16 protein-coding genes and 1 pseudogene are annotated in these 18,470 nt (G+C 50.0%); 3 read left to right on the forward strand and 14 right to left on the reverse strand.

Annotated elements, in window-relative coordinates; translation table 11 throughout:
• Positions 1 to 30 precede the first annotated feature (30 nt).
• Positions 31 to 1,131: a carboxylate-amine ligase gene (locus NT073_RS11825; protein WP_297373296.1), complete on the reverse strand. Its 1,101-nt coding sequence runs from the start codon at positions 1,129 to 1,131 to the stop codon at positions 31 to 33.
• A gap of 128 nt (positions 1,132 to 1,259) precedes the next feature.
• On the opposite strand from NT073_RS11825, the gene NT073_RS11830 reads away from it, so the two are divergent.
• The 3 genes from NT073_RS11830 (at position 1,260) to NT073_RS11840 (ending at position 2,515) form a co-directional block, all read left to right on the forward strand.
• Entirely contained in the window at positions 1,260 to 1,517 is a 258-nt protein-coding gene (locus tag NT073_RS11830; protein ID WP_297373298.1) for a hypothetical protein, read from the forward strand.
• Between the two features lie 110 nt (positions 1,518 to 1,627).
• Positions 1,628 to 2,179, forward strand: a complete 552-nt coding sequence (locus NT073_RS11835) for a sigma-70 family RNA polymerase sigma factor (RefSeq protein WP_297373301.1) — start codon at positions 1,628 to 1,630, stop codon at positions 2,177 to 2,179.
• Positions 2,180 to 2,182: 3 nt separating this feature from the next.
• Positions 2,183 to 2,515 carry a hypothetical protein gene (locus NT073_RS11840; RefSeq protein ID WP_297373303.1) on the forward strand — a complete coding sequence of 111 codons (333 nt, stop codon included), beginning with the start codon at positions 2,183 to 2,185 and terminating at the stop codon, positions 2,513 to 2,515.
• A 1-nt stretch (position 2,516) separates the two neighbouring features.
• On the opposite strand, the gene NT073_RS11845 is transcribed toward NT073_RS11840, so the two are convergent.
• From NT073_RS11845 to NT073_RS11905, 13 genes and pseudogenes are all read right to left on the reverse strand, one after another.
• Complete coding sequence (locus NT073_RS11845; RefSeq protein WP_297373305.1) at positions 2,517 to 4,169, reverse strand: hypothetical protein; 1,653 nt, start codon at positions 4,167 to 4,169, stop codon at positions 2,517 to 2,519.
• A 23-nt stretch (positions 4,170 to 4,192) separates the two neighbouring features.
• Positions 4,193 to 6,406 carry a DUF4175 family protein gene (locus NT073_RS11850; RefSeq protein WP_297373310.1) on the reverse strand — a complete coding sequence of 738 codons (2,214 nt, stop codon included), beginning with the start codon at positions 6,404 to 6,406 and terminating at the stop codon, positions 4,193 to 4,195.
• Positions 6,403 to 7,596: a BatA domain-containing protein gene (locus NT073_RS11855; protein ID WP_297373312.1), complete on the reverse strand. Its 1,194-nt coding sequence runs from the start codon at positions 7,594 to 7,596 to the stop codon at positions 6,403 to 6,405. The genes NT073_RS11850 and NT073_RS11855 overlap by 4 nt, the downstream gene beginning before the upstream one ends.
• A 15-nt stretch (positions 7,597 to 7,611) precedes the next feature.
• The gene (locus NT073_RS11860; protein WP_297373314.1) at positions 7,612 to 8,463 is read right to left on the reverse strand and encodes a DUF58 domain-containing protein; all 852 of its coding nucleotides are present in this window, start codon (positions 8,461 to 8,463) and stop codon (positions 7,612 to 7,614) included.
• Between the two features lie 9 nt (positions 8,464 to 8,472).
• Positions 8,473 to 9,456 (reverse strand): MoxR family ATPase, encoded by a 984-nt coding sequence (locus tag NT073_RS11865; RefSeq protein WP_297373318.1) that lies wholly within the window; start codon positions 9,454 to 9,456, stop codon positions 8,473 to 8,475.
• Positions 9,457 to 9,583: 127 nt separating this feature from the next.
• The gene (locus tag NT073_RS11870; protein WP_297373320.1) at positions 9,584 to 10,201 is read right to left on the reverse strand and encodes a DUF4159 domain-containing protein; all 618 of its coding nucleotides are present in this window, start codon (positions 10,199 to 10,201) and stop codon (positions 9,584 to 9,586) included.
• Between the two features lie 179 nt (positions 10,202 to 10,380).
• On the reverse strand, positions 10,381 to 10,890 hold the full coding sequence (locus NT073_RS11875; RefSeq protein ID WP_297373322.1) for a GNAT family N-acetyltransferase: 510 nt from the start codon (positions 10,888 to 10,890) through the stop codon (positions 10,381 to 10,383).
• 131 nt (positions 10,891 to 11,021) lie between these two features.
• On the reverse strand, positions 11,022 to 11,387 hold the full coding sequence (locus tag NT073_RS11880; protein WP_297373324.1) for a Uma2 family endonuclease: 366 nt from the start codon (positions 11,385 to 11,387) through the stop codon (positions 11,022 to 11,024).
• A 183-nt stretch (positions 11,388 to 11,570) separates the two neighbouring features.
• Positions 11,571 to 12,908 (reverse strand): TldD/PmbA family protein, encoded by a 1,338-nt coding sequence (locus tag NT073_RS11885; protein WP_297373326.1) that lies wholly within the window; start codon positions 12,906 to 12,908, stop codon positions 11,571 to 11,573.
• Between the two features lie 112 nt (positions 12,909 to 13,020).
• Complete coding sequence (locus tag NT073_RS11890; protein WP_297373328.1) at positions 13,021 to 14,661, reverse strand: TldD/PmbA family protein; 1,641 nt, start codon at positions 14,659 to 14,661, stop codon at positions 13,021 to 13,023.
• A gap of 45 nt (positions 14,662 to 14,706) precedes the next feature.
• Positions 14,707 to 15,108 (reverse strand): annotated as a pseudogene (locus NT073_RS11895) (GxxExxY protein).
• Positions 15,109 to 15,123: 15 nt separating this feature from the next.
• Positions 15,124 to 16,473, reverse strand: coding sequence for a TldD/PmbA family protein (locus tag NT073_RS11900; RefSeq protein ID WP_297373329.1), 1,350 nt, complete (start codon positions 16,471 to 16,473; stop codon positions 15,124 to 15,126).
• A 104-nt stretch (positions 16,474 to 16,577) separates the two neighbouring features.
• Positions 16,578 to 18,236, reverse strand: coding sequence for a TldD/PmbA family protein (locus tag NT073_RS11905; RefSeq protein WP_297373331.1), 1,659 nt, complete (start codon positions 18,234 to 18,236; stop codon positions 16,578 to 16,580).
• Positions 18,237 to 18,470 lie beyond the last annotated feature (234 nt).

Consider the following 18,470-nt stretch of genomic DNA (forward strand, 5'->3'; position numbering starts at 1 on the left):
ACTGCTAGTTAATTATCCTTTAAAAATAAACTACCTGATGCCGAAAGAAGTTTCCTGAACAATGTAATCGACTACCTGCTTGAGGTCGTTTGTCTGTTGGAAAACAGCTAATTGACGGTCGGCGCCGGTGCCCATTTCCAGGATTTTAAGAACATATTCGCACTCTGCACGGCTACCGAGTTCATCAACGACATCGTCGATAAAGTTTAGCAGTTCGTGGATCAGTTCATGGGTTGGTACTTCAATTTGCTTACCAAAATCAATCAATTTACCTTCAATACCGTACCGGGCAGCCCGCCATTTGTTTTCGTTGATCAGGATACGACGATACGGACGGAAGTTGAGGTTTTGCTGGTGAAGCTTGTAAATTTTAGCTACCAGCGCCTGCATGATGGCCGCCAGACAAATGGTTTCATCCACCCGCATTGGCACATCGCAGATACGAAACTCAATGGTGTCGAAGAACGGATGTAGCCGTATATCCCACCAGATTTTCTTGCCGTTGTCGATACAGCCGGTTTTCACCAGTAAATTGATGTACTCATCGTACTCCGCTGCCGAAGAAAAGAAATCCGGGATACCGGTGCGGGGAAACTTGTCAAATACCTTTGATCGGTACGATTTGAAGCCCGTGTTACGGCCCCGCCAAAAGGGCGAATTGGTCGATAGGGCGTAAATGTGCGGTAAGAAATAGCGTACCGCGTTCATAATCTGAACGCCTTCATTCCTATTTTCGATGCCTACGTGTACGTGTAACCCAAATATCAGGTTCGAGCGGGCCACATCGCGCAGTTCGTCGATCAACCGGTCGTAACGTTCATTGGGGGTGATCAGCTGCTCTTGCCAGTCTGAGAAAGGGTGTGTTCCGGCAGCCGCAATCTTTAGATTCTGGTTGTCGGCCAGCTCCAGGATCATCTTTCGGAGATACGTGACTTCCTGGCGGGCTTCGTGAATATTATTGCAGATATTAGTACCAACCTCAACGACGGCCTGGTGCATTTCGGCCTTTACGCGCTCCTGGAGAACAATTTGGCCGCCATCAACAATCTTTGACATGTGAGACCTTAACTCGCCCGTAGCCGGGTCTATTGTCTGAAATTCTTCTTCTATTCCTAGGGTGAAAACGGGCATATACGTTAAGGTTAGTGGCTGGCAGGCTACCGCAGAGGGCCTGAACTAGGGGTAAGATACATTTTTTTTGTAAACCTGATACGCTATAAATGGTTTTTTGACCAACTGAAAATCAAACCAAACACAGTATGAGAACGCAGCAAGAAAAAAAACTGATAACAAAGTATTGGCTATTTGGTGGGGGCGGTGCCATGTTGCTGGGTAGCGGACTTGCCGTGTTACTCCACGGTTCCAAAATGAAAGAAGTCAATGTTGATCCCTGGTTTTGGGTGAGTACGGGTGGTTTTGCACTTATTATGACCGGTTTGGGTTTCATTGGGGATGCGAACCGTTTCCGAACAATGGTCGACGTTTTGCGCGAGCTGGATAAACGGGATCAGGAGTAACCGTTAAGAACCCGCTAAATTGGCTATACCAGTTAAATAACGGTCAGAAGTTAGGATTTTAACTCACAATTTCTGGCCGTTATCTAACTTATTCTGTTCACATACCCACCATGGCTGAAACGCCCGGACGAACCATTCTTGAGACAGTAAAGCAGTACGGAAACCGGCTGTCTCGGTTTATTCGCGGGCAGGTGAAATCAGAGGAGGATGCCGAAGATATTTTACAGGACGTTTGGTACCAGCTCGCCAGAGTTGTTGACCTCGACGGCATCGAGAGCGTAAGCGGCTGGCTGTTTCAGGTGGCCCGAAACAGAATTACCGATACCTATCGGAAGAGAAAAGACGATTCATTATCTGATTTGATGGGTGATGAGGATGACGACGATTTCCGCTTTCGGGAAATTCTTCTGGCCGATGCCGAAACCCCCGAGGATCAGTTTTTTAAGGATATTTTCTGGGAAGAACTAATGAAGGCGCTGAATGAGTTACCCGAAAATCAGCGGATTGTTTTTGTTCAGAATGAACTCGAGGACCGAACCTTGCAGGAGATTGCCGATGAGACGGGGGAGAATCTGAAGACGATCATCTCCCGGAAACGCTATGCCGTTCAGCACCTTCGGAAACGATTACAACGCCTATACGATGAACTTGACAACCTATAAGCTATGAGAACTCCTTACAGGCGGATACGATTTTTTGTGCCAATCTTCATACTACTGGCGTTGCTGGGCGTTTCTTACGCCGTTTACTGGCTCTGGAATACGGTGCTGGTTGCGGTTGTACCCGTTAAGTCGGTAACGTTCTGGCAGGCAGTGGGGTTATTGGTCCTATCCCGACTTTTATTCGGAGGGTTCAAATTCGGCCCGCGAAACGGAGGCTTCCGGGGAGCAGGTGGCGGACTTCCCTGGCGGGATAAATTGCGTCAAATGAGCGACGAAGACCGAAGGAAATTCAAGAGTGAATGGAAGAAACGATGCCATGATAAGTCTGGATCGTAAATTATACCAGTTTTGGCTCAATCCACAAAGCCGTGAAGCAGCCAAGAAATAAAATGAGCCACACCCAGTCCGGCACCCTGGCTATGGTGGTTCGGGAGGGTTGCAGGGATGATAATGTAGCCTGCGCATGAGCCAGCATAAACCGGCTGACCATCTGCCGGTCGGCTATCGGGTCTGATCGGTTACGCGCGTTTACGAAGAGTGCCAGCGAATCCTGCGCCGGTTGCCAGCCGGTATGTCTGAACAGCGATAAACCAACTGCCGAACGTTCATTGACGGGCGAGGGTATAAGAACTACCGTATCCTGACCAATGAATAGTTTCTGCGACGAGCCAGTCGTGTTATTGACAAGAACTTCCTGTTGCAAACCGCTATACACCGGTGAATTTACCTGAATTGTGGGCTTGTCAGAAGAGGATAGTCGGGCCAGCACCGCCGTCCAGACCCGGTTGTACCCGATGCTGTCGCCACTGAGCGATAACGGGTAGGTTTCGCTTAATAAACTAACCCCAATACGTCCGGCAGATCCGCGTGTGCTTCGCTGCACGGCAATCGGGTAACCGGCTACAGCGAACTGGTTTAGACTTTCCGAGAATCGGTAGGGGAGTGCAGTCAGCCCATTGCTAACCGGGACGGTCGCTTCGTTGCCTGTTTTTCTTACCTGCCAGCGGCTACCTAATGCCTGATTGATCACCCGGCTTTCGGTTTCTGGATTGGTGATGTTGATGAACAGAACGGCTTTCCCATCGGCAACGGCTTTACGAACGGTCGGATTGACGGCATTGGCGGACTCCGTGATGATAAGATCTGGCGTGGTTTTGTCAATGGATTTACCCGCTTTGTTGATGCTGACGTTGCTGCTGATATTCTTCGATAAGGTGGTCGATACCTGAACCGTATGTCCCTGTTTACCCAACCAACCCGCTAATGTGTTGCTTTCGAAGTCGGGGCTGTTGAGTAAAAACAAAACGGTAAGCGGCTCAATTGGCCGGGTAAAGTATCGAACCGTGTCGAGGGTATTTTTGCCCAGGACTAACTCCGTTTGGGTGCGCCCACGCGAAAAAGCGGGAAATTGAAGCGAAAATGGCTGCACACCCGCGTGCAGGGCCACACTGTCGAGTGTTCTGCTGCCAAATTTTATCCGAAGCAAAGCCTCCTCCGACGATAGAATCCGGCCCGTTACCCGCTGAATCTCGCCCTGTCGAACAACGCCTTTCCAGTGCAGACTCTGCACTGAATTTGGCTCGGAATAAGGTATCCATTGCAGAGCCGACTGGCTGATCTGGGTCAGAGTTGCCGTTGGAAATCGTTGGCCAATCAGGGTCAATGAATCGTACTCGTCCTTTAAATTCCGGCTGGTAATACTTTCCTGAAGGTTGAGGCTGTCCCGAACCTGACGGGCTACGGCTGACGGCACTTCGTCGCCAACGAGCAGTACATGCGTGGCCAACCGTTCACGTTGCCATTCAAACTGGAGAAAATAGCCAAGTACAACCAGCCAGAGAAGGATATTCAGACCTGTCCGAAGGGATTTTCGGCCGGTAGATATTGATTGGTTGCGGGCAATAAGCCAAAGCTGACCAACCAATAGAATGGTTAACGCCAGGACGATAAACCAGGTGATCGGGTCGGTCCAGTTTACAGGTGTTTGCATTCGAAATTCAGATAAATTGGCGGCTAGTTGATATGCTGCCAGAACGCTTGTTGAAGGGCGCGATCACTGACGTAAGTTGGGCCGGTTCGTTCCGACGTCCCCGTTAGCGCGTACAGTTTTGTTTTAAGCTGCATTTTTTCGGCGGGATTGAGCGATTTTCCACCCGCTAATTTTTGTAGCGAAGTCAGCACCGACCAGTTTTGCAGCCCACTATTGACAACACCGTTAGCCAGCGCGTTGCCAAGTTGTTGCATCGTTTGTCGCTGTTGCGGGCTCAGAGTTGATAGATCGAGATACCCGATAGCCTGCGCTACCAGCAACTCAATTCGTTCTTTCGAATAAACCCGCTCCTGGTTAAAGCCCGTTGTCACGTTTTTGAACTCGCCCGTTAATCGTGTTTCCTTTTCTTTCGTCTGGGGTGGGTCGAAACCGGTTTTCTTGACGTACGACCGGGCTTTCTGCTGCGATATTTTTAAATACTCCAAGGCTTTCTGCTCAAACGGCAGGGCTTTTTCGGGTTCGTACATGCGCAAATGCAATTCCGACTGCCACATCTGCTCCAACGCCATTTTCAAGATCGAACGGGTCGATTCTTCGTGGAAGGTGTTGGTTTCGGCATTGTCGTGGGAGTGAACGTATTGCTCCATCAGGGCTGCCACCGGGTCTTTGTCATTATCGGGGCCAGATGGGCCGTGGTCGTGGTGCGGCTCCTCAACGTGGTGTGCTTCGCCATGCTCTTCGCCCGTGTCGTGGGCGTGAACGAATCCCTTGAGTGGATCGCCATCGTCATCGGTGGGTTCAATATGCCCGCCCCCGGCCGATGTCTCGAACTCTTCGCCCAGAAACTGGCCATAACGCAGCCGCAATACTTTCTGATCGAATCCGATCTCATTCGACTGGCTCTTAAATGCATGACTGACACTGCCTTTGGTAGTCAAGCGTTTCCGGCTGGCAATCAACTTTTCGGTGTCGATAATAATCTGTCGCTGACTTCGGAAATACTCAGGCATAATGTTCACCGCCATCGTTGCCAACTCGCTTTCTTCCACTTGGGTCGTATCTTTATACACCAGAAAATAGGTGTCGGACTTGGTGAAGTTAGGTTCGGGTTGGCGGTTGTCGAAGGCTGCCCAGTAATAATACAACTCGTCGCCGGGGGCAAATTTTAGTTCGTTTAGATCGAGCGTTTTAGTCAATCTGGCCTCTTTGAAATTGGCCTGACTCAGCGGAAACTTCACCTCCCGGAATTTGACATTCTCGCCCGATCCCCGTGCCACGGTAGCAACCAAGAATGTATTGGAAACCGAAAAATCATCTGAAATCCGGGCTCCTACCGTCAGTGTTTTTGGGTCTTTGATAGTATGAAACTGGTACAGTTCTTTCGAATCCGGCTCAATTTTAGGAGCTAGATCGGGTTTTGCTTCCAGCCGGTAAAAGTCGGATTGATACACAACGGAATCTTTTTTGCCTTCCGTTTGCCAATAGGCTTTAATGGCATACAGGCCGGAGTTGATCAGCCGATCCTGATGCGTATAGTTATCACCGGTTTGACGAAAGGGGATTTCCTGCCCGCGACCATTTACTAGCCGAACAGAAAGCTGATTGGTATGACTGAATTGCACCTGCCACGAAAGAACCGCCCCCACAATGCTCGATGCATTCAAATTCGATGAGTTTGTCTCGGGAAGCCGGGTGTAAGCCGGGGGCTGAATGCGGAGGGCTGCCGATTCGAAGGAGGGAGCCTCGGCTTTTTTGTCGGGTGTAAATGTTGCCAGAAAACCTTTGGCCACAGGGCGTCCTTCGACGTCCGTATTTTTTAATAAAGGATAACCGAAGTAAACGCCTAACGCTGCCAGTAAAATCAGTCCGTAAGCACCCGCTTTCGCCAGCACGACCATCGGGATACATACGTTTTGTATATGGGTGTTCAGCCGGTCGAGTTGAAGTTGTTCGGCTAAATTAAGCTCGGGCTTTGTCAACAAGGGAAGGCTATATTCGACATCACCAACGGCCCGGTGGATAAGGCGGATGGCCTGAGGTTTCTTGTCCTGATACAGCTTGCTCAGGAAAACACCTATACAAAAACCCGCCAGGGCAAATACCAGGGCTATAACCGATGGCCCCGTAAACGTGGCGGTCAGAAAATAAGCTGAAATAGCCAGCAACAGGCACCGAAGCAGAGCATTAGCATAGAGTTGGTACGTGACCGACGAGACAAGGCGTTTCAGTTCGTTCATGCGTTTTTTGTTAAGGCGATCCAGCGTTCAACGGCTAACAAACTAACGAATAACAAAAAAAGGCCATGCTGTATGCCTGCATGTTGTTCGGTTGTAGGTTTGTTCGTTGGAACAAATAGGAATTTTAAGTCACTGGCACTGAGGGAAGCGTTGGTCAAACTAAGCCCATAATGGTGCAGTAACTGCAACCCAAGCCATTCGGGCAACTGCCCCGTGGCGGCCCGGTCCGACGTTTGGGGTGTTAAGGACTCGTTTGTGAATGTTACGTTAGTCTGTCCATCAATTTGGGCCATGTCCGAAACGGTATAAAGTGTTTGAACGGATGGCTTTAACGGTTGTTTATCGGTCAGTATCCAGTCGTAACTGCGATTGGGTGTCAGTTTTTCATCAATCGAGAAGTCAAATCCGTACACATCCGCCAGAGCGGCTACCGCGGCTTTAACGGTTTGCTGCTCCTGCGCTTTTTGATAACGTAGCAAAACGGCTATCGGTCCCGAATGGGCGGGTGCCGACTTAAATTTTAACGTTGGGTCAAGGGTCGGAAGGCTTACCAGCTTTCCCGTTCGGTTGATGAACAGCTTACGCTCATTTTTAACCACCAGATACGGACGAGGCTGAGCCGATGAATCGACCACTGTATGCAAACTGAATTTGGCGGGTACCGAAATGGCGGGTACACCGGCCAATTTTTGATTATTGACCAGGTAAAGGTGGAGTTCGGTGTTTTTAGTATCCAGCCGGTTAATAGCGGTTTGCAATTGTAACGTGCTGAATCGGGTAAATGGCTGACCAGCGATCGGCTTGTCGTCCATCTCACTCAGACGCTCATCGGCCCAGATAACTTTCTCCCCTTTCTTGCGGGCGTCGGTGAGTTCAAATTTGTAGTTGTCTGCAACGGCTTGGCTTGGCTGTACCAAATGTACTTTCTGAATGGCGGGTGGTTGTTGAAACCAGTTTAGTATGGGTTGCGCTAATAGAAAGGCTAGCAGGATCAGCAGCAGGCAACGAATAATTAGCAGGGGAACATTATCGAGCCGAAAGCCGCGGCTTTGTTGCTGTTGCTTCTTGATGAGCCACTGTGTAGCCGCCCAGGGCAGGGTTTTTCCTTGCTTCTGGTGCCAGAAGTGAATGGCCACCGGAATCGCGACGGCTAATGCACCCCACAACAAAAACGGCTCAACAAACTGCATAGGAAATGACTTGGCTTAACTGGTTAAAAACTGTTTTAACACCAGAGCGATTGGGTCGCTCAGGCGAACGCGGATGAGCCGGACGTGCGGAATGCGCAAACTTTCTTCCAACTTTGTCAGATATAATGTTGCCCGTTCGCGAACGGTTTCCCGAATGGCATCAGCCTGTAATTCGATTTCGCGGCCTGTCTCCAAATCCTGAAATCGGTAAAAACCGTTCATTGAAAAATTAACTTCTTCATCGCCCAGTAATTGAAACAAAACGACTTCCCGACGAGGAGCCGCTACGCTCTGAATAAGTTGCACCCATTCATCGTCAATCTGCAAAAAGTCTGACGCGATGATGAGCACTTCGGCCTGTTTACGCCCGAATTCAGGAATAGACGGGCTTCGATTGTCCCAGGCACCCGTAGCCGAACTGCCTTCCAGCGTCGCTACGATTTTCTGAAATGCCTGTTTTCCTGCCGGCACCAATGCCTGAACCAAACCGTTTTGCAGCGAGAACAGGCTTAGCTGATCGCCCTGCCGATTACTCAAATAGGCCAGTGAGGCTAGTAGGATTTTGGCATATTGCAACCGGCTTACCTTCCCTTCAGCGTAATTCATCGACCCCGACAGATCGATAAGGAAACGAACCTGTTGATTGCTCTCTGTGGCCGATTCCCGAACGAGGTAGTGGCCCGATTTGGCGAACAGCTTCCAGTCAATGCGTTTCGGATCATCGCCGGGGGCGTAGTGCCGGAACTGCTCGAACTCGGTCCCAATTCCCGACCGCCGACTGGTTTGAATACCCAGCAATAACTCGTCGCTCACCAGTTTACTGGCCAGTTGAAGGTTGTTGAGTTTGAGGAGTTCGGTGATGAGCATCAGAAAGGGTTATTTCACAGTCGACAGTAGTTCCTTTATTACCTGATCGGTGGTGATGCCTTCGGCTTCGGCGCGGAAGTTAAGGGCAATTCGGTGGCGTAAAATCGGGTAGGCCAGTGCCTGTATATCGTCGGGTATGACCGAGAATCGCTCGTTCAGTACGGCTCTCGCCTTGGCACACAAAACCAAAGCCTGCCCGGCCCGTGGCCCTGCACCCCATTCGCCCCATTGCTTCACAAAGGATGATTTCGTTTCGGCAGGGCGCGACGCCCGCACGAGCCGGTTGATATAGTCGATCAACTCATCGCTGATGTGTACCTGACGGGTCAGCTTTTGTAGCTGGATGATGTCTTCGTCAGACAGGATCGTTTGCAGTTCCGGGCGGGCGGTGCCGGTTGTGCTTTTCAACACTTCCAGTTCTTCGCGCTCCGACGGATAGCTGAGCTTGATGTACAGCAGAAATCGGTCCAACTGAGCTTCGGGTAGGGGGTAGGTACCGGCCTGCTCGATGGGGTTCTGGGTGGCGATGATCAGGAACGGTTTGGGTAGCATATAATCATTGCCGCCGTATGTAACCTTATACTCTTGCATGGCTTCGAGCATGGCCGCCTGCGTTTTGGGAGGTGTCCGGTTAATTTCGTCGGCCAGCACAACATTGGCGAAGATCGGCCCCCGATTGAAAACGAACACCTTATGACCCGTCTCGTGATCATCTTCTAGAACCTCTGTACCCACAATGTCGCCGGGCATCAGGTCGGGCGTGAACTGAATTCGTTTGAAACGCATCGCCAGCGCATCGGACATGGTTTTGACCATGAGGGTTTTGGCGAGGCCGGGAACCCCTTCGAGCAGACAGTGACCGCCCGCCATTAGCGAAATAAGCACTTCGCTAATGGCTTCCTGCTGTCCGATAATAACTTTCCCGATTTCCTTTCGTAGCTGGGGCAGCTTGGCCACCAGGGCTTTGTAGTGAGTTAAGTCTGTTGAATCCAATGGTTTATCTTTCAGGTTGTATGAAGGAAATGTATAGTGAACAATGAATAATGGACATCACATATCGGCTGAAATTGCCTTAAGAGACTACCAGCACTATTTAGTCATTATCCATTGTACATTAATACTAAGCGGTGAGCGCGTAGGTAATTATATTGACGCCGAATTTAGTGTTGTCTTCGGCTAGAAATCGTTTGTTTCGGAAATCGTAATCCCACTCGCAGCCGTAATCTTTATTGCTGTATAAGACACCGATCCGGCCGTTTACGGTGATGGCTTTCAGGTAGTCATGTACAAGGTCGTCGCCCCAGCCGTTCAGCTCAAAGGAAGTAGTTGGCGGACCTTCATCGAACTTGAAAAAACAGGTGTAAATGGGATGGGTATTTGGGATTTTCTGCAAGGCTTTCGGGCCGAATGTTCGGCCCATTTCCTGCTCAAAGGATTTAGCAAATAAACCGTCGACATCGTGGTTACAATCGTCAACAAACACGAAGCCGCCATTCTGTACGTATCGTTTGAAGTGGTCACGCTCCTGTGCTGAAAACTCGACCAGCTTGTGCCCACTCAGGTAGCAAAAAGGGCTTTTAAATAAGTCGGGACTACTCAACTGCACCACCTTTTCTTTCTGATCAATCGGGAGCGTTGTGTATTCAACCAGCGAATGCAACAGGTTCGACGGCATCCGTTGGTCGGTGTCCCAATCGCCGGACGTGTACTGAATACGGGTAAAGAAAAAAGGTTTCAAAGGCTTTTGTTGAGAAAGTATTTAAGTCAGCGTAATTGTCATTCGCCACTTGGCTGGCCAACGATATTACTATTAGTGGTTATTATTACATTCCTTTTAGTGAATGAGCCAAAAACACGAATAACCAGCTGTAAAAAAGGCTTTCTTAGCTTAAAAATAGCTGTTTTTAAGCTTCATGCCTACATTTTCATTGGCTTTTCCATCACATAATCATCCATTATAAAGCCGTTGCCAATGTCGATCGTTTCATTGTCAACGATGAAAAAATCCATCCGTTCATAAAACTGAACGGCCTTGTTATACTTGTTTACATTTAATGAGAGAGTGTCGTTACCATGAGCTGAAGATAGCTCAGCCACCTCGTTAATAAGCAGTTTTCCTACGCCTTTGCCCTGACTGGCGGGAAGCAGATAAATCTTGTGAATCTTGGTTTTGGACAGCCCTTTATAATCGAACTCGTAGGACGTAAATCCAAGGTAGGTCTTACTCTCACTTTCCTGAGCCAGCAGAAAAACGTGGTTCTGCTCATTCACCTGACGATTAAGAGCGTCCATACTGTACATCATATCGAGCATATAACCGATTTGGTCAGCAGAAAGAATCTCGCCGAAGGTTGACGGCCAAGTCTGGTAAGCAATGGCGCGAATGATGGGTAAGTCGTGTTCGGTGGCTGGGGTAATGGTAATCATGTAGTCAGTAGTGCGTTATTAAGCAGGTCGGCTCATTAGGGCGCGTGGTGTTTCCAGATTAGTCTGCTTATCGAAAATGGCTTTCACCGGAATGGAGAAGCCGGGTATAGTCAAGGCAGTTAGGGTATCATCTATATAAGCAACCGCGACAGAGGCAAAGGCCATCGTTGCTTTGTCCAACTGATACTGTTCTGCCGATTTTCGAACCGGGTCAACCCAATAAGGGCTTTCTCAGAATCAACAGCTCCTAAATTATTAAGGTGAACATGGACGCGCAGCAAGGTCATTAAGTTGGCTGTAGCATCCAGGTGCCGTCGTTTTACGGGCGAGTGCATGATAACTTCACCATTAATGAATTCGGCTTTAATATCGTCGCGCAGCCATTCCCGAAACGCCCGGCGACGTTGAGCTTCATCGGCCAGAATAGCTTGCGCCTGTTCAATGACTGATTTGGCATCGGGAGTCTCTACTAATTCGGCAACGCGGGTATCCAGCATAATTCGTTCGTTTTATGATGAAGTTACGAAAAAATAGGTTGTTTAAAGATCTAGTGCCGACCGTCGATGCGTTGAACCGTTCCGGTCGGGCGAGGACCATAAGACATACACCCGACCGGAACGGTTCGACGCATCGACGGTAATTACTACATCTTCACCATGAACTACCTTTTAAACGATGGCTTACACTGCATCCGATAAACTTGTGAAGGTGAACTCCCGGATTTTCATGGGCGGAATGAGATAGTTCTGATCTGACTCAGTACTGACTACCCGTTCGGGTTTGCCCAATGATTCCAGATTGTTCAGCATGATTACCGGGCTTTCGTTGAACCGGAAGTTTTTGACCGGATGCTTAATCTTGCCGTTTTCGATGTAAAAAGTCCCGTCGCGGGTGAGGCCCGTGAGTAAAATGGTTTGTGGGTCTACTTCGCGAATGTACCAGAGCTTGGTTACCAGAATGCCCCGCTGGGTGCTTTTGATCATGTCTTCCAGCGAAGCCGAACCGCCTGCCATAATCATGTTGTTAGGATAGGGAAGTGGCTTTTTACCTTGCTTTTGTGCCCAATAACGCGAATAAGCCAAGTTTTTGACAACCCCCTTTTCAATCCACATCGTTTTTGCCTGAGCCTGCCCATCGCCCGACCACGGTGATGCCGGTAATTCTGGATGCGTCGGGTCGGAGTAGATCGTAACGCGTTCGTCAACGATTTTATCGCCCAGACGCGATTTGCCGCCTGCTTTGCTGAAATACGACCGGCCTTCATCGGCTGATCGGGCATCCATGTTATAAAAGATGTTCTCCAGCAGAACGACAGCTGCCGTCGGTTCCAGAATGACAGTGTATTTACCCGGCTCAATAGCCCGCGCTTCGGCCGATCCTTTGGCTTTCTGAATGGCAATACGGGTGGCTGCTGCGGTATCTAGCTTGTTGAAATCGCTGTAGCCACGGGCTACATAACCTGATCCTTTACCGTCGTTAGTACGGACCGTCAGGGAGAAGTTGACGTTGGTGCTGGGGTAATAAGCAAAGAGCCCTTTGGAGTTCATCATGGCCGAATAGCCGTAATTATCCTGCAGGAAGCCAGCAGCCGCCAGCTTTTCGGCGCGAGACAGTTCAAGGCTTTTAGCCACTACCTCGGCTCGGGTGTCGGGGGTAACTTTAGCTGTTGAATCGAAAAAGCCGTTCGACTTTATGTATTGCTGAGGACCCAGAACACCCATATACTCGGGGTTTTCGGGTGCCAGTTTAGCCAGCTCTTCCGCTCGACGCACGACTTTTTCCAGTGACGCATCATCGAACTCATCAATAGTGGCTACACCGACTTTCTTGCCAAAAGCCGATTGAACCTGTAAGTTCTGATTGATGAGCGAGCCACTGGTCGACACTTCATTTCGGGCATAGCGCAGATTCCCCCGCTCTTCACCAATCAGGTTTACCTCGCATTCGTCAGCTTTCGAGTAGCTGAGAACTTTCGTGAGCAGTGCTTTCGCTTCTGCTTCAGTAAGTATGATAGCCATATGTTTTGGGCCACAGAGATGCACCAAGACGCACAGAGTTACACAGAGATTTTCTTGAAAAGATTCTTTGTGTAATTTCGTGTCACTTGGTGTATCTCTGTGTCATAACGTTTTAGATTTTTCTAGCCGTATTGATCACATTGACGCCGTTGAAGCGAGCGGTGCTGCTGCCGTGCGAAACGGCGCTCGACTGTGAGGGTTGCCCTTTGCCATCGAAGAAGGAGCCGCCGAGCCGGTAATCGCGTTCGTCGCAAACCTGCGCGCAGGAGTTCCAGAATTCTTGGGTGTTCGACTGGTAAGCCACATCTTTCAGCATACCCGCAATTTCACCATTCTTGATTTCATAGAAGAGCTGTCCGCCAAACTGGAAGTTGTACCGCTGTTGGTCAATCGAGAACGATCCGTCGCCGATGATGTAGATGCCTTTTTTAACATCCTTAATCATTTCCTGAACGGACAAAGGCGTTTTACCAGCCGCCAGCGACACGTTGGCCATGCGCTGAAACTGGACGGAACTCCAGCTGTCGGCATAGCAGCAACCCTGCGATTCTTTCTCGCCGATGATGTGCACCTGATCACGGATGGCCTGATAGTTCACCAGCGTACCATCTTTTACCAGATCCCACTGCTTGGTTTTCACTCCTTCGTCATCGTACCCAACGGCACCCAGCGACCCAACCTGGGTTTTATCAGCGATGAGGTTGACCTGCTTGCTGCCGTAATTGAAGTTCTTCGACTGCCATTTATCAAGCGTAGCGAAGCTCGTTCCAGCAAAGTTGGCTTCGTAGCCCAATACCCGGTCCAGCTCCAGCGGGTGACCGACGGATTCGTGGATAGTGAGCCACAGATGCGACGGGTCGAGGACGAGGTCGTACTTCCCGGCTTCTACCGACTTGGCTGCATGTTTGGCGCGGGCCTGTTTGGCGGCTGCCGTTACATCTTCCAGCATGTCGTAGCCTTTGTTATAGCGAGTGGTGATGCCCGTTACTTTATCGGCCGGGTTAACTTGCAGGTATTCGTAACCCATACCCATTGGTGAGCTAAGGGTGTTGCGCGTCTCAAATTTCCCCGTCTTGGGGTCGATGGCGGTAACGGTGAAGTTGGGCCAGATGCGGTGAATATCCTGATCGGCATAGGTACCGTCGCTGGAAGCAAAATATTTCTGCTCGTTCACCATAAACATGACCGAATTCACGTAGTTCGCTCCGTTTTGCAGGGCCGCGCTGTTAACCGATAGCAGCAAATCAACCTTTTCTTTAATGGGCACTTCGAATGCGTTGCGCTTGATCGGCGCTTTCCACGATACTTCACCGTAGCCTTTCTGGGGAGCCAGTTGCACCGGCTCTTTCATAAGTCGGGCGTTGGCTTTAGCAATGGCTACCGCTTTCTCGGCGGCTTTAGCCATAGCAGCCTCGTTTTTGGCATCGACAACGGCGGCAAATCCCCAGCAGCCATCGGCAATCACCCGAACGCCAACGCCATAGGATTCGGTATTGACGATGTTCTGTACTTTATCTTCGCGGGTAATCACGAACTGGTTCAGATAGCGGCCAATACGCACATCGGTATAGCTGGCACCTTTGCTCTTGGCCGCATTCAGGGCGGCATCGGCCAGGCGTTTTTTGACGGCTACGTCGATGCCGGGTTCAATGAGGGCCTCGGGGCTAACGGTTCGGGAAAAGGCCGGAAGACTGGGCAGCAGGATGCCCGCAGCACCCATGCCTATAAGTTGGTTGAAATCTCGACGGTTCATGTGTTTTTAGTTGGGTCACAGAGATGCACAAAGAGACACAGAGATTCACAGAGAAAAATTTGTAAATCGTTTGATGCCGTCGCGCAACATCTTGACGCGAAAATTTATAAGTAAGCCTAAGCGGTAGTTGCCAAATTTTAGATAAGTCAGTAATTGGGCCATGTATAAGTCATTGAGATCTTCTACCGTTTTAAGGTCAATAACTAACTAATTCTCAACAAGCAAGTCTAGTCGATAGCCATGTTCCAATACAATATCCTCGTAAACAATTGACATTGGTTTTTCACGCTCCACGTAGAGGCCAAGTGAATGAAGTTCGTAAAACAAACATTCCTGGTATGCCGATTCAAGTAGGCCGGGGCCAAGTGCCCGATGTACCTCAATAGCTTTTCCTGTGACGATTGTTGCTAGTTCATACTCCGTGTATCTCTGCGTACCTTGGTGCATCTCTGTGGCAAAAATTTACACAGCATCAGACAAACTCGTGAACGTGAAGTCCCGAATTTTCATGGGCGGTATAAGGTTGCCGCCGGCGCGGACGGGTTTGCCCAGCGCTTCGACGTTATTCAGCATGATTACCGGACTTTCGTTGAACCGGAAATTCTTGATCGGGAATTTGATCTGACCGTTTTCGATGTAGAACGTCCCATCACGAGTCAGGCCCGTATAGAGCTGGGTTTGTGGGTCAACGGCGCGGATGTACCAGAAACGTGTGACCAGAATGCCCTTGTCGGTGCTTTTGATCAGGTCGGCCAGCGATTGCGTACCGCCCAGCATAATGAAACCTCCCGGTGCCGGAACAGGCTGAACGCCCTTCTTATCGGCCCAGTAGCGCGAGTAGAACATATTCTTCACCACGCCCTTCTCAATCCAGGTTTGTTTCTGCTGAGGCAGGCCATCGCCACCACCGCCACCAAAACGGCCACCACCTCCTCCGCCAAAGGGCGAAAGGGGTAAATCGGTATTCATGGGATCGGAAATGAAGGTAACGCGCTCGTCAAATAGCTTCTCGTTTAGTCGGGTACCGCCCCCCTTTTTGCTCAGGAAACTACGCCCTTCGTCGGCCGAACGGGCGTCCATACTACGGACCATGTTCTGCAGTAACTCAACGGAAGCGGTCGGTTCCAGAATAACGGTGTATTTACCCGGCTCCAGGGCTCTGGCATTGGCCGAAGCCATCGCTTTTTGCATGGCAATCTCGGTAGCGGCCTTCGTGCTGAGCTTGCTGACGTCGTTTACATCCGGGTTAGCATAGCCCGACCCCAAGCCATCGGCGGTACGGACGGTAATCGAGAAATCGACGCTGGTGGCCCGGTTGTAGCCGAACAGGCCTTTAGTATTCCCAATGGCCGAAAAACCGGTAGTGTCCTCCATGTACCCAGCGGCCGTTAGGTTTTTCTTGCGGCAGGGGTCAAGGCTATCGAAAGCGGCCTGTGCGCGGAAATCAGGCGTGATTTTCGCGGTACTTTCGGCATAGGTGCTGGTTTCCAAATACGTCTGAGGCCCCAGCATCGGCATATACTCCGGGTTTTCTGGGGCCAGTTTGGCGATTTCTTCGGCCCGGCGAACCGTCTTCTCGAGCGACGCATCGTCAAACTCGTTGATGGTCGATGTACCGGACCGTTTTCCATAAACGGAGGTCACGGCCAGCGCCAGGTTGTCTGACTCACCGCTTGTCGAAACAGAGTTCCGGGCGTAGCGGATGTTGCCGGTACGGCCACCTGTCAGGCTGACGCTCATTTCATCCGACTTCGAGTAGCTCAGTACTTTATCAATTATCTTCTTTGCTTCTTCTTTGGTTAAGATTGCCATTATTTTAGTTCATTAAGTGTAGAAGTGGAGTAGTAAACCAGGAAAGCAGAGGCCCCTGTTGACGAACCTACTAACTGCACTAGTTTACTAGTTTACCATTTTCACTATATTTTCCGGCCTGTATTAATCACATTGACTCCGTTGAAGCGGGTAGTTGGACATCCGTGCGATACGGCACTTACCTGAGCAGGTTGCCCTTTACCATCGAAGAACGAACCGAATGTACGATAATCGTCCTGGTCGCAAAGCTGGGCACAGGAGTTCCAGAATTCCTGGGTGTTCGACTGGTAAGCCACATCGTCGAGCATACCCGCAATTTCGCCATTCTTGATTTCGTAGAAGAGCTGTCCACCAAACTGGAAATTATAGCGCTGCTGGTCAATGGAGTATGAGCCGCGTCCGATAATATAAATCCCTTTGTCGACCCCTTTGATCATATCAGAAACGGAGCGTTTTTCGGTACCTGCCTTCAGCGATACGTTCGGCATCCGCTGGAACTGCACGGAGTCCCAATTGTCGGCGTAGCAGCAGCCATTGGATTCTTTTTCGCCCAGAATGGCCACCTGATCGCGGATAGCCTGGTAGTTGACCAGAATGCCGTCCTTGATCAAATCCCACTGTTTGCAAGGAACGCCTTCGTCGTCATAACCAACGGTGCCGAGGGTGTGAGGCTGAGTCTTATCGGCAACGATGTTGACCAGTTTGCTGCCGTAGTTGAAGGATTTGGTTTTCCACTTGTCCAGTGTAGCAAAGCTGGTGCCGGCGTAGTTGGCTTCATAACCCAATACCCGGTCGAGTTCGGTGGGGTGACCAACAGATTCGTGTATGGTCAGGCCGAGGTGGTTGGGATCTAAAACAAGGTCGTACTTACCCGGCTGTACCGTCTTGGCGGTTAATTTCTCTTTTGCCTGTTTTGCGGCCAGAATCGCATCTTCCAGCATATCGTACGAATTCCGATAACCGACGAGTCCGTTTGGTGCTTTGATTTTTTCAGAAGCCAGCCCATCCAGATATTCATAGCCCATGCCCATGGGCGAACTCAGGGCGTCTCGGGTTTTAAATTTACCGATGGCCCGATCAACGGCTGATACCGTGAACGTTGGCCAGATACGGTGCACATCCTGGTCGATGTACGACCCATCCGTTGAGGCAAAGTACTTCTGCTCGTTTACGAAGAACAAGTTGGACGTAACGAACGCTGCCCCGTTTTTTATCGCTTCGCCGTTCACGTTCATCAGTAGATCAATTTTCTGCTGAACCGGAATTTCGAAGGCGTTTTTCTTAATGGGCGTTTTCCAGACGACTTCTCCAACCCCCTTCTGGGGAGCTAGCTGCACAGGTTCGGACTGGAGTTTGGCGTTGGCTTTGGCGATGGCTACGGCCGTTTCGGCACATTTGGCAATGCCATCGGGCGTTACGTTGCTGGTAGCCGAAAAGCCCCAGGTGCCGTTGGCAATTACCCGAATACCAACCCCGAAAGACTCCGCGTTGGAAATGTTCTGAACTTGTTTTTCCCTGGTGAAGACGAACTGTTGAAGGTAGCGGCCAATGCGAACATCGGTGTAGGTAGCACCTTTACTTTTGGCGGCATTGAGGGCAATATCCGCTAATCGTTTCTTGGCCGCCGTGTCGATGCCTACGCCCCGGCCACTTGCCTCAAGTAAATACTCCGCCGATACGGAATTGCCGAGGACCGGAACACCAGCCGCTAACAGACTGCCAACACCCAGGCCAGACAATTGAATAAAGTCTCGTCTTTGCATGTATAAAGAGAATGATTGTTGATGGTTGAGCCTACGTAGTAGCCCGGAAAAAGCACGAATATGGCTAAAAAAGGCGAACCGATTAATAAAGAAGTTTCATTTTGTGACGAACGGTAAGTCTATACTCTCTGGAAATCCCCAATATTATTCCGTATAATTGCTTATAGACAGTTAATATCTGTTTTAAGGTTTGTCTCTACGTAAGTTACAACAACTGATTCGATGGCATTAGAC

This window comes from Spirosoma sp. (assembly GCF_026391055.1).
Classification (GTDB): Bacteria; Bacteroidota; Bacteroidia; order Cytophagales; family Spirosomataceae; genus Spirosoma.

Excerpts from the sequence above, each read along its gene's own strand:
- NT073_RS11825 (WP_297373296.1), bottom strand. The coding sequence starts at position 1,131 with ATGCCCGTTTTCACCCTAGGAATAGAAGAAGAATTTCAGACAATAGAC.
- NT073_RS11830 (WP_297373298.1), top strand. The coding sequence starts at position 1,260 with ATGAGAACGCAGCAAGAAAAAAAACTGATAACAAAGTATTGGCTATTT.
- NT073_RS11835 (WP_297373301.1), top strand. The coding sequence starts at position 1,628 with ATGGCTGAAACGCCCGGACGAACCATTCTTGAGACAGTAAAGCAGTAC.
- NT073_RS11840 (WP_297373303.1), top strand. The coding sequence starts at position 2,183 with ATGAGAACTCCTTACAGGCGGATACGATTTTTTGTGCCAATCTTCATA.
- NT073_RS11845 (WP_297373305.1), bottom strand. The coding sequence starts at position 4,169 with ATGCAAACACCTGTAAACTGGACCGACCCGATCACCTGGTTTATCGTC.
- NT073_RS11850 (WP_297373310.1), bottom strand. The coding sequence starts at position 6,406 with ATGAACGAACTGAAACGCCTTGTCTCGTCGGTCACGTACCAACTCTAT.
- NT073_RS11855 (WP_297373312.1), bottom strand. The coding sequence starts at position 7,596 with ATGCAGTTTGTTGAGCCGTTTTTGTTGTGGGGTGCATTAGCCGTCGCG.
- NT073_RS11860 (WP_297373314.1), bottom strand. The coding sequence starts at position 8,463 with ATGCTCATCACCGAACTCCTCAAACTCAACAACCTTCAACTGGCCAGT.
- NT073_RS11875 (WP_297373322.1), bottom strand. The coding sequence starts at position 10,890 with ATGATTACCATTACCCCAGCCACCGAACACGACTTACCCATCATTCGC.
- NT073_RS11880 (WP_297373324.1), bottom strand. The coding sequence starts at position 11,387 with ATGCTGGATACCCGCGTTGCCGAATTAGTAGAGACTCCCGATGCCAAA.
- NT073_RS11885 (WP_297373326.1), bottom strand. The coding sequence starts at position 12,908 with ATGGCTATCATACTTACTGAAGCAGAAGCGAAAGCACTGCTCACGAAA.
- NT073_RS11890 (WP_297373328.1), bottom strand. The coding sequence starts at position 14,661 with ATGAACCGTCGAGATTTCAACCAACTTATAGGCATGGGTGCTGCGGGC.
- NT073_RS11900 (WP_297373329.1), bottom strand. The coding sequence starts at position 16,473 with ATGGCAATCTTAACCAAAGAAGAAGCAAAGAAGATAATTGATAAAGTA.
- NT073_RS11905 (WP_297373331.1), bottom strand. The coding sequence starts at position 18,236 with ATGCAAAGACGAGACTTTATTCAATTGTCTGGCCTGGGTGTTGGCAGT.